At 67.5% G+C, this 13,833-nt stretch carries 12 protein-coding genes; 6 read left to right on the forward strand and 6 right to left on the reverse strand.

The genetic code is table 11. The annotated features are described in order from the left end of the window. Window positions 1–1,331, reverse strand: a 1,331-nt coding sequence (locus ACN469_RS17515) for an ABC-F family ATP-binding cassette domain-containing protein (RefSeq protein WP_498769451.1), incomplete at its 3' end; no start/stop codon positions are given. A gap of 212 nt (window positions 1,332–1,543) precedes the next feature. Here ACN469_RS17515 and tgt point away from each other — a divergent pair. From tgt to ACN469_RS17530, 3 genes are all read left to right on the forward strand, one after another. Continuing rightward, window positions 1,544–2,713, forward strand: coding sequence for a tRNA guanosine(34) transglycosylase Tgt (gene tgt / locus ACN469_RS17520; RefSeq protein WP_498769352.1), 1,170 nt, complete (start codon window positions 1,544–1,546; stop codon window positions 2,711–2,713). Continuing rightward, window positions 2,710–3,555 (forward strand): MnmC family methyltransferase, encoded by an 846-nt coding sequence (locus ACN469_RS17525; protein ID WP_498769354.1) that lies wholly within the window; start codon window positions 2,710–2,712, stop codon window positions 3,553–3,555. The genes tgt and ACN469_RS17525 overlap by 4 nt, the downstream gene beginning before the upstream one ends. Window positions 3,556–3,687: 132 nt before the next feature. Continuing rightward, window positions 3,688–4,551 (forward strand): alpha/beta fold hydrolase, encoded by an 864-nt coding sequence (locus tag ACN469_RS17530; RefSeq protein WP_498769356.1) that lies wholly within the window; start codon window positions 3,688–3,690, stop codon window positions 4,549–4,551. Window positions 4,552–4,587: 36 nt separating this feature from the next. On the opposite strand, the gene ACN469_RS17535 is transcribed toward ACN469_RS17530, so the two are convergent. Next, window positions 4,588–5,433: a hypothetical protein gene (locus ACN469_RS17535; protein ID WP_498769358.1), complete on the reverse strand. Its 846-nt coding sequence runs from the start codon at window positions 5,431–5,433 to the stop codon at window positions 4,588–4,590. 328 nt (window positions 5,434–5,761) lie between these two features. Here ACN469_RS17535 and ACN469_RS17540 point away from each other — a divergent pair, with 328 nt between their 5' ends. Continuing rightward, window positions 5,762–7,474: a GMC oxidoreductase gene (locus tag ACN469_RS17540; protein WP_498769360.1), complete on the forward strand. Its 1,713-nt coding sequence runs from the start codon at window positions 5,762–5,764 to the stop codon at window positions 7,472–7,474. A 7-nt stretch (window positions 7,475–7,481) separates the two neighbouring features. Here the strand turns inward: ACN469_RS17540 and ACN469_RS17545 are convergent, their stop codons facing one another. Continuing rightward, window positions 7,482–8,681, reverse strand: coding sequence for an endonuclease/exonuclease/phosphatase family protein (locus tag ACN469_RS17545; protein ID WP_498769362.1), 1,200 nt, complete (start codon window positions 8,679–8,681; stop codon window positions 7,482–7,484). Between the two features lie 214 nt (window positions 8,682–8,895). Here ACN469_RS17545 and ACN469_RS17550 point away from each other — a divergent pair, with 214 nt between their 5' ends. Then, complete coding sequence (locus tag ACN469_RS17550; RefSeq protein ID WP_498769364.1) at window positions 8,896–9,801, forward strand: NADP-dependent oxidoreductase; 906 nt, start codon at window positions 8,896–8,898, stop codon at window positions 9,799–9,801. A gap of 63 nt (window positions 9,802–9,864) precedes the next feature. Here the strand turns inward: ACN469_RS17550 and ACN469_RS17555 are convergent, their stop codons facing one another. Next, window positions 9,865–11,469, reverse strand: coding sequence for an LVIVD repeat-containing protein (locus ACN469_RS17555; RefSeq protein ID WP_498769365.1), 1,605 nt, complete (start codon window positions 11,467–11,469; stop codon window positions 9,865–9,867). Between the two features lie 163 nt (window positions 11,470–11,632). Continuing rightward, window positions 11,633–12,469 carry a trypsin-like serine peptidase gene (locus ACN469_RS17560; protein WP_498769367.1) on the reverse strand — a complete coding sequence of 279 codons (837 nt, stop codon included), beginning with the start codon at window positions 12,467–12,469 and terminating at the stop codon, window positions 11,633–11,635. Window positions 12,470–12,695: 226 nt separating this feature from the next. Here ACN469_RS17560 and ACN469_RS17565 point away from each other — a divergent pair, with 226 nt between their 5' ends. Next, window positions 12,696–12,911, forward strand: coding sequence for a hypothetical protein (locus tag ACN469_RS17565; protein ID WP_498769369.1), 216 nt, complete (start codon window positions 12,696–12,698; stop codon window positions 12,909–12,911). Window positions 12,912–13,021: 110 nt separating this feature from the next. Here ACN469_RS17565 and ACN469_RS17570 read toward each other — a convergent pair whose 3' ends face one another. Then, a complete protein-coding gene (locus ACN469_RS17570; RefSeq protein ID WP_498769371.1) occupies window positions 13,022–13,540 on the reverse strand; it encodes a hypothetical protein in 519 nt (172 codons plus the stop codon). Window positions 13,541–13,833: the final 293 nt, after the last annotated feature.

A 13,833-nucleotide genomic window follows, 5' to 3' on the forward strand; every position in this document is an offset into this window, starting at 1 on the left:
AGCAGGCGCACCGTCTCACCACCGGAGAGGGTGTCGGTGTTCTTCATCCGCTCCTCACCGGAGAAGAGCATCCGGCCGAGCACGCCGGAAATCTCCTCGTTGGTGAGCTTGTCGTGCAGGTCGCGCAGCCAGCCGAAGCAGGTGGTGCCCTTGCGCACGACGCCGTGGTGGTCCTGCGGCAGGTAGCCGACGGTGGCCTGGTGGCCCCAGCCAATCTTGCCCGCGTCCGGCTCCAGCTGGCCGGCGAGCATCCTCACCAGGGTGGACTTGCCCACGCCGTTGCGGCCGATGACGCAGACGCGCTCGCCCTTGCACACCAGCGCGTTGAAGGGGCGGATGACAGGCGTGCCATCGAAGGACTTGCTGATGCCCTCCACCATGAGCGTCTGCTTGCCGCTGACGACCTTCTGGTCGAAGCGGATGAACGGGCGCGCGATGTTGGAGCGCTTGAGGTCATCCGACTTCAGCTTGTCGATCTGCTTGATGCGGCTCTGCACCTGCGAGGCGCGGGTGCCGGCGTGGAAGCGCGCCACGAAGTCCTGGAGCTGGAGGATCTTCTTCTTCTTCTCCTCCGTCTCGGACTCCACGCGCGTGCGCAGCTGGGACTTCTGCCGCACCATGTCGTCGTAGCCACCGTTGTACTGGATGATGGCCTCGTAATCGATGTCTGCGATGTGCGTGCAGATGGAGTTGAGGAAGTGCCGGTCGTGGCTGATGGTGATGAGCACGCCCTCGTACTCGTGCAGGAAGTTCTCCAGCCAGCGGATGGAGTCGATATCGAGGTTGTTCGTGGGCTCGTCGAGCAGCAGCCCCTCGGGCTTGCCGAACAGCGCCTGGGCGAGCAGCACGCGCAGCTTGAGGCCGCCGGTGAGCTGCCGCATGGGGCCCTCATGGAAGGCCTCCTCGATGCCGAGGCCCGCCAGCAGCGTGGCCGCGTCGCTCTCCGCCGAGTAGCCATCCTCCTCGGCGATGACGCCTTCCAGCTCGCCCAGCCGGTTGCCGTCCTCATCGGTGATGTCCGACTTGGCCAGGAGCTTGTTCTTCTCCGACATGGCCGCCCACAGGGGCAGGTTGCCCATGAGCACCACGTCGAGGACGCGGTCCTCCTCGTAGCGGAAGTGGTCCTGGCGGAGGATGCCCAGCTTGCGCGGCCGGACGATGTTGCCCATGTCGGCTTCCTCGTCTCCGGCGAGGATCTTCATGAACGTGGACTTGCCAGCGCCGTTGGGGCCGGTCAGGCCGTAGCGGCGGCCCGGGGAGAAGGTGACGTTGACCTCCTCGAAAAGCTTCTTGGGCCCGTAGGCCTTGGAGACGTTGATGACGTTGAACATGGCGGGCGCGTTGTAGCGGAATTGACGCGGAGCGGCCAAGGAAGCGTGGAATCGCATTCCATCCGTCTCGCGGTGACCGCATTGAACGCCCGGCAGACAACGAAAAATGCCCTGAAATGGCGGGCTCTTGTGGCTCTGCCCGGCCGGCCGGTGGGGGGACGGGCAACACGGGTGGACCGTGGGGCCGGGATGACGGGTATAAGCCCCCGCCCATGGCCGTTCGTTTCGAGCTCGTCACCACCGACCCCACCGGCGCTCGCGCCGGAGTGCTTCACACCCGGCGCGGAGCCTTCCCCACGCCCATGTTCATGCCGGTGGCCACGCACGCCGCCTTCCGGCATCTGGCCATGGAGGAGGTGAAGGAGACGGGGGCCAGCATCCTGCTGGCGAACACCTACCACCTGATGCTCCGGCCGGGCGCGGAGGTCTTCAAGCGCTTTGGTGGCATCCATCCCTTCATGCAGTGGGATGGGGGCGTGCTGACCGACTCGGGCGGCTTTCAAATCTTCTCCCTGCCGGAGGACCGGCTCATCACGGAGAAGGGCGCGCACTTCCGCAGCTTCTACGACAACAGCCGGCAGCTGCTCAGCCCCGAGTCGAGCATCGCCATGCAGCAGGCCATCAACTCCGAAATCATGATGGTGTTGGACGTGTGCATCGACTCGCGCACGGACGAGGCGGGCACGCGCGACGCGATGGAGCGCACGCACCGGTGGGCGGTGCGCAGCCTGGCGGCGAAGGACAAGGTGGACACGGGGCAGGCGATGTTCGGCATCGTCCAGGGCGGCGTCTTCCCGAACCTGCGCGACGAGAGCGCGGAGTTCCTGACGAAGCTGCCCTTCGACGGGTTCGCCATTGGCGGACTGGCGGTGGGCGAGACGAAGGCGGAGCGCGAGTCGATGACGTTGCGCACCACCGCGTCGCTGCCGACGGACAAGCCGCGCTACCTGATGGGCGTGGGCACGCCGACGGACCTCATCGAGGCGGTGCTGCGCGGCGTGGACATGTTCGACTGCATCATCCCCACGAAGATGGCGCAGCAGGGCTACGCGTACACCTTCCAGGGCCTGGTGCGCATCACCCGCAACGTGTTCCGGCTGGCGGACGAGCCGCTCGACGTCGAGTGTGAATGCTACGTGTGCAAGCGCTACACGCGCGGCTATCTCCACCACCTGATGCGCGGCAAGCACCACCTGGGCTCGCGCTTCCTTTCGGTGCACAACGTGTGGCACTACCAGCGGCTGATGGGCCGCATCCGCGCGGGGATTCTGTCCGGCACCTACGAGCAGGTGGCGCGCGAGCTGAAGGTGGCCATCGCCACGCCCAAGGACCTGAAGGAAGGGGCGAGCGCGAACGAGGTGACGTTGAAGGAGGTCGGGTGAGCGACGAGGGCAACCCGCGCGACGGGGACTTCGAGCTCGTCACGCTGCGCAACGGGTCGCGCGCGGTGCGGCACCTGGGCCATGGCGAGGTGATGCACCCCTCGGTGGGCCCGTGGAAGGAGGCCCTGGGCCTCTACGTGGAGCAGCCCCGGCTCGGGGAGCGGCTCTCCCAGGAGGGCCCTCCGCTCGTCATCCACGACGTGGGCCTGGGGGCCGCCACCAACGCGGTGGCGGCGCTGACGTGCGCGCGGGAGCTGGGGGCCGCTCGTCGCCGGACGCTGGAGGTCATCAGCTTCGAGGTGGACCTGGCGCCGCTGCGGCTGGCATTGGCGGACGCGGCGGGCTTCCCGTTCCTGCAGCCGTTTCGCGAGGCGGCGGAAACGCTGATGCGCGACGGTGTCTGGGAAGAGGCGGGCCTGCGCTGGCGGCTGCACCTGGGGGACGCGGTGCCGTACCTGGACGGGGCGCTGCCGGTGGCGGACCTGGTGTATTTCGATCCGTTCTCCCCCGCGTCGAACCCGGACATGTGGACCGAGGGCGTGCTCGCGCGCGTGCGTCGCCACTGCCGCGAGGACGGGGAGGGCGCGCTGCTGTTGACCTACAGCGCGGCGACGCCCACGCGGGTGACGCTGCTTCTCGCGGGCTTCTTCGTGGGCGCGGGCGCGTCCACGGGGACGAAGGGCGAGACGACGGTGGCCTCCACGCGACGTGAATCGCTGGCGGCTCCGCTCGGCACGCGGTGGCTGGAGCGCTGGACGCGCTCATCGTCCCGCGCGCCGCATGGGGCGACGTTGACGCCCGAGGTCGAGGCCCGCGTGCTGGCCCATCCGCAGTGGCGTTGAAGCCATCCACGGGTGATGGGGCCTCCGGCCGTCACGGGACGGCGGGTCGCCCTGACTGGAAGTGCCTTGCACCCGGTCTGCTCGTCCGGGGCGCGAGACAGCGGGCGCGGTTCGCGGTATCCGGAAGGGGCCATGAGCGAGGCCCTTCAACTGGATGACTGGGGCGGCACCGGCCCCGTGTTGCACCTGGCGCATGCCAACGGCTTTCCGCCGGGCACCTACCGCAAGCTCATCGAAGTCTTGAAGACGCGCTACCACGTCGTCACGGTGCGGAGCCGCTGCCTCGTCCCGGGCTCGGACCCCCTGTCCATGCGGACGTGGAACGACATGGCGGACGAGCTGGCCCAGGCTCTTCGAGCCGCCGGACTGAAGGACGTCATCGGCGTGGGCCACAGCATGGGCGGTGTGGCGACGCTGCTGGCGTCCGTGAAGGAGCCGGGCCTCTTTCGCGCCATCGTCACGTTGGACCCTGTGTTGTTCTCGGGGATGCGCAAGCTGGTGCTCGACGTGCTGACGCTGCTGGGCCAGCGAAGTCGAGTGCCTCCCGCGAGTCTGGCGCGCCGTCGTCGCGAGCACTGGCGCTCTCGCGAGGAGGCCGCCGCGAGCTATGGCAAGAAGCCCCTGTTCCAGAGCTTCGACCCGGACTGCTTCCAGGACTACCTCACGTATGGACTCACGGAGGCGGCGGAGGGCGGCTTCAAGCTGACCATCCCTCGCGCCTGGGAGGCCCGCGTCTTCGAGACGACGCCGGAGGGCCTGTGGAGCTCGCTGCGCTCCATCTCAGTGCCCACCCTCATCGTGCGAGGCCGTGACACCCGGACGCTCGCGGCTTCGGCCTTTGCTCACGCTCGGAAGGTCGTTCCGGGGGCCCAGCTCGAGGAGTTCCCCGGCGGGCACCTGTTTCCGCTGGAGGACCCGGAGGGGTGTGCCCGCCGCATCCTCGCGTTCCTCGACACACTGGAGGCGCCCGCCAAGGAAGTCCGGCAGGCGCGCTGACACAGGGAGTGCCCAGGCCCGTGAGGCCCTTGGTGCTCACCGCGCCGTGTCGTCCACCACCGAAGGCGCCGCCGTGGGCTCGGGGGTGGGAACCGCATCCGGCGCCGTGGGTGGCAGCGCGGCCTCCCTCGCGAGGAGCGCCTCGAAGGCATCGACCATGGGGCTCGCGGTGGTGCCGTCCACGACGCGTCGCCACTTTCCACCGGGGTCGCGGTGGGAATACCCACCCCAGAGAATCTTGCCTCGCAGGCCGAGGAAGACCTCGTCGTTGGCGAAGCTCTTGTCCGCTTCCGCCTCCATCAGCTCCAGCAGCCGGATGCGGTCTCCATCGCTTACCTTCTTGAGGCGGTTGGACTTCGCGGAGATGACCCGGATGAAGTGCTCCTTCACGGAGGCGGAGCGGGCGGAGACCGACATCGACTGGTGGCCCATCGCCTCCACCTCGGACTGAATCGTCGCCTCCACGGCCAGGTCCTCGGCCTGGGCCTCGAAGCGCTGGTCGAAGCCGTGCCTGCCTGGCTGCTGCTCCTGGGCGGAGCTGCTCGACTCTCCCGAGACGAGGGCGACCGCGGTGCTGACCAGGGGGGCTCCGACGCAGCAGAACGTCAGCGCGGCGATGGGAAAGAGTCCGCCCATGCGGTGCATCAGCGGCGCCACGGGTACGGGGCCGACCTGCTGCTCCGGCACCTCCGTGTGCAGGTTGCAGCGTCCGCAGACGCGCGTGTACTTCGTTCCCAGCGAGAAGAGGGGGAACCAGAAGACGTGAATCACCCGGTAGTGACGCTGGAGCCGTTGGGCCGTCTCCTGGTGGCAGTCGGGGCAGGGTGCACGTTGCTCGCCGAGCTCCTGCTGCTTCGGCGTACTCCCAGAGATGATGAACATGCACGGCTCCGCGAAGATGAAGGGCGGCTGAATACCCCAGCGATGACAGCAGCGTCCACCGTGACAGCCTGTCTCGGACACACCATTGTTCCGTGACAATCCAGGCTTTCCCTTACGGCCGTGACACCGCGGGCTCGCCTCCTGAGGTTGTCTCAAATGCTGTCGATGCGCATGGCCATCGCCGCACCCAGACTGGCTGGCGAGCATCGCGCAACCTCTGTCTCTACCTTCGAGGCGTACCGTGAATCGGAGCGCCATCTTGTCCTCGACTGACTCCCACCATGGATTTCCCAGACCAGGACCTCCCACCCTCGCACCTGGGAGCCTCATGGACTCCGTCTTCTTCCTCACGGAGGAAGACTGGCGCTTGGAGTGTGGATCGGAGGCCTGTGACTACGTCGTCATCGGCAGCGGTCCCTGTGGACTGGCTTTCGCCGAACGAACCCTCCGGCATGACCCGCATGGTCGCATCCTGATGCTCGAGCAGGGGCCTTTCTTCCTGCCTGACCATGTGCAGAACCTGCCCATTCCCTATCAGCAGGTCCGAGGACAGTTGGTTGAAACCTATCCCTGGACCCTGTCCGCGCGGACCGTGGCTCAGCCGCCCGGGAATATCGGCTTCCAGCATGGGATGGTGTCGTTCTTCGGCGGTCGCAGCACCATGTGGAGCAGCTGGAGCCCTCGCCCCCTTCGCTCGGAGCTCGCCTCCTGGCCCGCTGAGACGGTTCGTGCCATCGAGGCGAACCTGACCGACGCGGAGCGGCTCCTCCACGTCGTTCCCGCGGACCAGCTCGACTCCGACCTGGAGCCGGCGACGCGGGAGAAGCTGTCCAGGCATCGGCCCACCTATGGCGTCATGCAGCGGGAGCTTCAGTCCCTGCTCGCCGCGCGCCTGGACCGCGTTGATTCCGCGACCCGTGTCCTCCCTGCTCCGCTCTCGGTCAACACCAGTGACCAGGAGGACCTCGACTTCGCGAAGTTCTCCACGCCCGCCCCCCTGCTCGAAATCGCCAGCCATCAGGCGAAGCTCTCCGAGACGGGCGAGGGCAGTCCGCTGAAGATCATGACGGACTGCACTGTCACACGCGTGCGACAGCAGGACGGTGTGGCGACGGCGCTCGAGACGTCGCGAGGCCTGCTCCGCCTGGGCCACGCGAAGGTCATCCTCGCGATGGGCACCTTGCCGCCCACCACCTTGATCATGAACTCGTTCCCCCAGGTCCGGAGCGCGGGCGTGCGCTACTCGGCGCACTTCGTCTCCTTCGTGCTCGCCCGGATGCTCCGCGAGGACTTCGCCTTCGCCGACAGCCTGGAGGAGATGGAGCTCGCCGCTCACTACCTGGCCGGCGTGGACGAACAGACGGGCATGCAGTACCACATCCAGCTCTCGGCGCTCTCCGACCGGGAACCCGTGCGCAACTCCCCCAGGGCGGCCAAGTACATGCCCGACTTGATTGCGACGGCGTCGGCTCGACAGTTGACCGGCTCCCAGGACCACATCGTCTTCACCTGCGCGGCGTTGGGCGAGCTGGACTACCGGAACCGTGAGAACTGGCTGCGCCACGACAAGCAGGCGGAGCCCCCCGACAACGTAACGCTCCAGATCCTGGCCAATGACACCGACCACGCGACCTGGGACACGATGGACGAAGCGGCCTTCCAGCTCGTGGAGCGCGTCCTGTCGCCCCGGGGCGCGGCGGGAGTGGAGTACTGGAATGGAACGCCGAGCGACGGCGACTGGGCCCGTGGCCGCCCCGCCCTCGAGCATCGCCGGATGCCCGGCCTGGTGCATGAGGCTTCCACCCTGTGGATGGGTGAAGACGAGGAGGCCGTGGTGGACCCGGACTACCGTCCCCGTGGCGTCTCCAATGTCTACGTCACGGGCGGAGGACTCTGGCCGACAGGCGGCTCCTGGAATCCCACCCTGACGATGGTGGCCCTGGCCCAGGACCTCGCGGACCGGCTCGCCGCGCTTCGCCTGGGCCGCCACCGTGCCGTGGGCCGCACTGTCGACTGCTCTGAGCCACGATTCCGCCGGTAGGCGCAGGTCAGGCGTTGGCGCCGCCTTGGGGCGCCCCGCGCGGCAGGTAGTGCGCGATGACGGGGGGATGGTCGGAGGCCTGGGTGCTGCGGTCCACCTCCATGAGGATGGGTTCCAGTCCGGGGCTCGCGTAGAGGTTGTCGAAGCGCTTGCCGGGGATCACCAGCCTTCCGTTCGTGTCCGCCAACGATGCGAGCGTGGCACTGTCCGCGATGTCCCGCAGGTGCCGCCAGTGACCGCTCTGGGGGCCCACGGCGCCGGAGTGCAGCTCGGCGATGGCCTGCCGAGGGGTCATCACCAGGTCACCCTCCAGGCGCGTGCGAGGGTCGCTGGTGTGGGCCAGGGTCTCCGGCAGCTCCTGCTCCATCATCTGGAGTTCGCGCAGCAGGCGAGGATCCACGATGGTGCCCACGTTCACGCCTCCTACGGTGGACTCCGGGTTGCCGTACCTGGGCGCCGCGCGCTCCGCCGTTGCACTGCCTCGGCAGGTCCGCAGGGACTCCATGAGCTCCCACGCGTGGCCCTTGATGAGCGAGGTGTCCGCGTTGAAGTCGCCCAGCACCACGGCGAGGGGCCACTCTCTCCGGCGCAGCAGCAAGTTGAGCTGATGGAGGTCCCGCGTGTTGATGCCCGAGTCCGCCAGCGCATGGTGCACGTTGTAGAAGAGCACGGGCACTCCCCACACCTCCGCTCGCATCCACAGCACACCGCGGTCCTCGAGCAGGTCGCCCGGCTTGCCCTGTCGTGAGATGGCGTCGCGGCGCTCCTCGTCGGTCACCGTGTACGTGAAGTGGGCCGCGTCTCGCAGGGGATGATGACTGAGGTACGCCTTGCCGTTGATGCGCCGGCTGCCATGGCAGTCATCCTGGCCGAAGTAGGCCAGGTGGAATCCGAAGCGCGACGCCAGCAGCGTGGCGATGGAGAGGTTGGCTTCTTGAAGGCCGATGATGTCTGGCATCCGGCCCGTTTCTTCCAGTCGAGCGAAGTAGTCCAGCAGCGCCTGGCGGCGCAGTCCACCGAGCAGGATGTTGAAGCTCATCACGGTCAGTCGGGTGCCTCGGACCTTGCTCGGCGCGGGATGAAGGATGACGAAGGTGCGCCCATCCCCCAGCGGTTGCTCCACGGCCACGACAGGCAGTGCGGCGAAGCCGGGAAGCAGGACTCCAGAGGCACGGCTGGGTGTTTGCGACGGCGAGGATTTCGTCATGGGGAGGACTCCTTGAATGTGGAGATGGCTGCCCACGGGGTCCACCGGCACGGCTGGGGACGGGCGCCGGAGCGGGTGGCTGCACGCACGGGCTCCTTCGTGAGGAGGGGCCAGGGAGGCAGGCGGTCGCGACCGATGGCGCTCCCTCCGTCGGTACTTATCGTTGCTCCGTTGCGGGAGCGCGCTTCTTGCCGCTTCCTTCAGGGAGACACCCATGAAAGCAGTCGTGCTGAAGGCGTATGGGGACGTGGACAACCTCGTCGTGCAGGAGCTGCCCGAGCCGAAGGTGGGCCCGGGAGAGGTGAAGGTGCGCGTCACCGCCGCGAGCATCAACCCGGTGGACTGGAAGATCCGTCGGGGCGACATGAAGGACGTGATGCCGGTGAAGTTCCCCACCGTCCTGGGGAGAGACGTCTCCGGTGAGGTCGTCGAGGTGGGGCCAGGCGTGAAGGACTTCAAGCAGGGTGACCGGGTGATGGGCCTGGTGTCCGCGGGCTATGCGCAGACGGTGGTCGCCCCCGCTGACGTATGGGCCAAGGTGCCCGACTCGCTGGAGCTGAAGGACGCCGCCGCGCTGCCGCTGGTGACGCTGACGGGCGTGCAGATGATTGAAGAGCAGCTGAAGCCCGCCAAGGGGACCACGGTGCTCATCACCGGCGCGGTGGGTGCGGTGGGTCGCGCCGCCCTGTTCGCGGCGAAGGCGCGAGGCGTGAAGGTCTGGGCCGGCGTGCGGGCCGCGCAGGTGGAAGAGGCGCGGAAGCTCGGCGCGGATGGCGTCGTCGCGCTGGATGATCCGAGCGACGTCGCGAAGCTGCCCACGCTGGACGCCGTGGCGGACACGGTGGGCGGCGAGGCCGTGACGGCGGTGCTGGACAAGGTGAAGCGCGGCGGACTCGTGTGCAGCGTGGTGGGAGAGCCGAAGGGGGCGAAGGAGAAGGGCCTCCAGGTGAGCAGCTTCCTCTCGCACCCGGACGGCCGCCGGCTCGCGCAGCTGGGAGAGAGCGTTGCGAAGGGCGAGCTGCACATCCCCATCGGCAAGACCTTCAAGCTGGATGAGGCGAAGGAAGCCCAGAAGCACGCCGAGAAGGGTGGCGCGGGCAAGGTCCTGCTCGTCAACTGAGCCGAGCCCGCGGAGCGTCAGCCCGGGCGTCTCACGTGCCCGGGCCTGACGCTCCTCCGGCCCCTACAGTTCGTTGAAGATGAGCAGGCCTCGCGACGAGTCGGCGACGTACACGTAGCCGTCGCCGGGGATGCGGACGCCGAAGGCGCCCTCGAAGATGCTGTCACCCCGGAACGGGTCGCTCTCGCGGAAGGTGTGGTGGTGCGCCACCTGTCTGGGTTTGGTGGGGTTGGACACGTCCAGCACGCGCAGCCCTTCGTGGTACCAGGCCACGTAGAGGAGGTTTCCGCGCAGGATGAGGTTGTGCATGGACGTGATGCGGCGCATGCGGAACTCGCCAATCTTCACGATGCGGGACGGGTTGGTGACGTCCAGCACGCGCACGTGAGAGGCGTTGAACTCGCCACCCTCGAAGGCGATGGTCTTTCCGCCGAAGGTGCCCACCGCGCTGTGGTGCGCGTATTCGTCCATGGTGCGTTCGTAGCGGCCCAGGCGGCTGACGTTGTCCAGGTCGGTGACGTCCACCACCGAGTAGCCGCCGAAGGAGCTGCTGATGTACAGGCGGTTCTCGTACGCGAAGGCATCATGCGGACCGCCCAGCTCCGCGTCCTCGGGCAGGGAGATGATGGTGCGCAGGATGGGATTGAGGGGCTCCGTCAAATCATAGACGTGGGTGCCGGTATTGGGGACCATGGCGTAGAGCCGGTCATTGTCGACGAGCACCGTGTGCGCGCCGAAGTCCCCCGTCGGCAGGCTCTTCACGAACGTGGGGAGGGCGGGGTTGGAGATGTCGTAGACGATGGGGCCCGTGCCGTTGCTGGCCACGTAGAGGGCATCGCCCTTGGCCCAGACCCCGTTCCAGGAGTTGTCCTCGGGCAGGGTGATGGACGCCGTGACGACGGGGGTGGTGGGGTTCCTCACGTCGATGACGGTGAGCCCGCCGGCCCGGCCCTTGTCCGGCAGGGAGACGACGTAGGCGTGGCCCTTGGCGACGTAGAGGTCCGCGGGCAGCCCCACCGGAACGAAGCGCTCGGAGACGAGCTGGAGGCCACCCGAGGACTCGGGCTCCCCGGTCGACAGGGCGACCCGGTGTGCCTCGAAGGTGCCCTTGAGGCTGAGCCTCCCCCGCCGGCAGTAGGCGAAGCAGCCGGTGATGACGTTCGGCGAGGGCGCCTTGCAGCCCTGCACGGCGACGGTGAGGTCCGAGCGGGGCAGGTGGCCGGTGATGGAGAAGCGCCCTCCCTGGGTCTCCTTGCGCCGGAGGGGCTGGTCGAACATCGTGCCGCCGTCCTCATTGAGCAGGAAGCCGATGGGGAGGCTGGTGATGCGCACGCCGCCGTCGTCGAAGTGTCGCTCGCCTCGGCCGTCGGCCAGGTAGATGCCCTCCGGTGGAATGGAGGAGAGGGCCTGCGAATCACACTGTGACAGGTCGAAGTGCGACAGGTCCTCGCAGGCTCCCTCCTGCGCGTAGACCGCGCTGGAGGAGCAGGGGGCGAGCGAGCCTGGATCCTCCCAGTCCCCATGGTCCTCAAGCTCCGTGTACGTCCCATCCCAGACATAGGGCCCCGCGTCGGGAGTCGAAGGGGAGGGGGAGTCCTCGCAACCGGAGAGGAGCTGGAGGAGGACGATGGCCAGCGGCGCCCGGAGCGAGCGAAGGGTGACTGTCATGGGGGACCTTTCGAGGTGAGCACCCCGCGAAATTCGCGGGGCACCCATTCAGACAGCTCAGGGTCCCAAGTCCCTCACTCCGGCGGGAATACTTGCGCCGTGACATGCACCCGCGCGGCTGTGTTCAGCCGCGTTGACATGGCTTCGCGCGTCACACTCCCCATCAGCGGTCGGCGATGTCCGTGCCCTGCAGATACTCAGACACCTCGACAATCGCTTCCGCCGTCCAGCCCCTGTTGGCGCCCTTGCCGGACGTATCGCAGTCGCCGTCGGTGTGGACGCCCAGCACGTGTCCCTGGCGGGTGAGTATGCCAGCGCCTGAAGTCCCGACCAGCGTGTCCAGGTCCTTGTAGTAGACAAGCCGGTTGCACGAGTCGAGGTAGCTGCCCTCGGCGATAGCCTTGGGTCGGCCTCGGGGGTGCTGGATGATGGCCAGCCGCTCGCTGCTTCGGGTCGTCAACAGCAGCGGGGGAATGGCGGCGGGGAGCACATCGAGCCGGATGAGCGCGTAGTCAGGCTCCATCGACTGCTCGATGACGGTGCCCTCGACGATGAACTCCTCCCCGTCCGGCTGGTCCTCGTAGTTGAAGACCGCCAGCGACCGGTCCCCGAGTCCCACGCAGTGCCCCGCGGTGAGCACCACCGGCCCCGCGCTCGCGGCGATCAACGTTCCGGTGCAACGTCCGTCGAGCAGGACGACCGCGTCCTCGGTGCCCGGGAGATCGGAGAACTCGCCCCGGTAGCTGTTGATGGGCGTGAGGTCGCTCGTCGGCCCGCACTGCGTGAAGCCGCTCACCTTCGCTTCCGTCGGCTCCTCGCACACGGCGGGCTCCACCTCGGGCGCCGGCTTGCTCCCACAGGCGGCCAGGCTCAGGAGCAGGGGGCCCGTCAACAGCGAGCGCCACATCATCGAACGGGGTGGTCCACGCCTCATCGCCCGGTCGAGGTCGTTCAGCGCGGTGATGCCTCTGCGGGTGGACTCGCCCGTCTCCGTCAACATCGCGTGGTGCCTCGTGCCTTGAGGGGGCCCCCGACGCGCCTTCATGGGCACCTCGGGCGGATCCTGGACTTCTTAGAATGTTTGAGTTGCAGGGTCAATGAACGCAGACTCAGGGCTCATCCACTGAGGGAGCGTCATGCGGTGTCTTGGCATTGCGAGAGAGGTCTGCACCCGGGCCCTCCTGCGAAACGTGAATGGGGCCGTTGTCGTCGGATGTCTCACCGCTGTGCTGACCGCCCTCCCGGCTCGTGCGTCCTCCGAGGACGACCTGGAGGTCTATTCGTGGCCGGTCCTCCTGCTCATCATGTTGGAGGTCTTCTGGCCGGTGTTGCTGGCGGCGGTGGTCTTCGTCGTGGCGGCCGTGGTGCTGTGGCGGGTGTTGCGTCGCCGCGAGAGCCGACGTGCTCCGTCGCGAGCGCGTGTCGTGCGCCCGTCGAAGTGACGAAGACCTGGGGGGCTGGACGGCTCGCTCGATAGCGGTTCGACAGGCCCGAGTTCATCCAGGCGCTCGGAGCCCATGCCGCTGGGCTCCGAGCGCTTTCTCCTACGAGACTACAGTCGAGGCAGACACGCCAGGCCGGGGACCGGCCCGTAGATGTTCGAGCCGGACTGCATCGCGATGTAGCTGTTGACGCCATAGCCAAACGGGCTCGTGTCGCCATAGCAGGTCCGGTAGTGGTAGGTGCCGAAGAGCGGACCGAAGCCAATCATGAAGCTGCTTCCGTCCAACGTGACGTTCAGGTGGTTCGCGCCCGGCGACGCGTTCAGGTAGCCGCTGAGCTGCCAGCTCACGACGAAGGGGCCCTGGAGTTGGTTGCAATCGGACCGGATGAGGCCGTCCTGACACCTGAAGTAGTCCCTGCGGTAGGCAGGGCCGAAGCCGATCCGCGTATAGGCGGTGAAGGCATTGAGGGAGATCTCGATGGCGGAGCTACCGGTGTCGCCCTCCCAGTAGCCCACCAGATGCGCCTTGCTGAAGAAGGGCCCCTCTTCTGACTGGGCAAAGGCGTCCTGGGGCACGGCGATGAGGCACACGAGACCGAGCAACAGCGCGGCGGAACGACTGTTCATCGTGACACTCCTGTGTGGGTGCGAGGCCCGTCGACGAGCCCCAGAGTCATACGCACGGGCCAGGAAAAATTGAGAAGGCGACATCGTTATGTCCTGGGTGTTTGTGATTGAATCCTGCTGGAACCTCTCTTCGTGTAAAAATGCACGAAGCCCTGCCCCTCGAGGTCAGCGTCCGTCGTCGGCGTGACCCGGAGAGAGTGTTCCTGTCGTCTTGGAATGGGAGAAAGGGAGCGGGTCACCGTCGAAAAGTGCCTCCTGGGGCAATCTCAGTGCGAAACAGGGAACTCCAGGAG

The sequence above is a fragment of the Corallococcus terminator genome, assembly GCF_049194865.1.
GTDB lineage: Bacteria > Myxococcota > Myxococcia > Myxococcales > Myxococcaceae > Myxococcus > Myxococcus terminator_A.

Bases quoted from the DNA above. Each gene is read 5' to 3' on its own strand.
- ACN469_RS17535 (WP_498769358.1), bottom strand. From the start codon at position 5,433: ATGTTCATCATCTCTGGGAGTACGCCGAAGCAGCAGGAGCTCGGCGAG.
- ACN469_RS17550 (WP_498769364.1), top strand. From the start codon at position 8,896: ATGAAAGCAGTCGTGCTGAAGGCGTATGGGGACGTGGACAACCTCGTC.
- ACN469_RS17530 (WP_498769356.1), top strand. From the start codon at position 3,688: ATGAGCGAGGCCCTTCAACTGGATGACTGGGGCGGCACCGGCCCCGTG.
- ACN469_RS17540 (WP_498769360.1), top strand. From the start codon at position 5,762: ATGGACTCCGTCTTCTTCCTCACGGAGGAAGACTGGCGCTTGGAGTGT.
- ACN469_RS17560 (WP_498769367.1), bottom strand. From the start codon at position 12,469: ATGTTGACGGAGACGGGCGAGTCCACCCGCAGAGGCATCACCGCGCTG.
- tgt (WP_498769352.1), top strand. From the start codon at position 1,544: ATGGCCGTTCGTTTCGAGCTCGTCACCACCGACCCCACCGGCGCTCGC.
- ACN469_RS17545 (WP_498769362.1), bottom strand. From the start codon at position 8,681: ATGACGAAATCCTCGCCGTCGCAAACACCCAGCCGTGCCTCTGGAGTC.
- ACN469_RS17570 (WP_498769371.1), bottom strand. From the start codon at position 13,540: ATGAACAGTCGTTCCGCCGCGCTGTTGCTCGGTCTCGTGTGCCTCATC.
- ACN469_RS17555 (WP_498769365.1), bottom strand. From the start codon at position 11,469: ATGACAGTCACCCTTCGCTCGCTCCGGGCGCCGCTGGCCATCGTCCTC.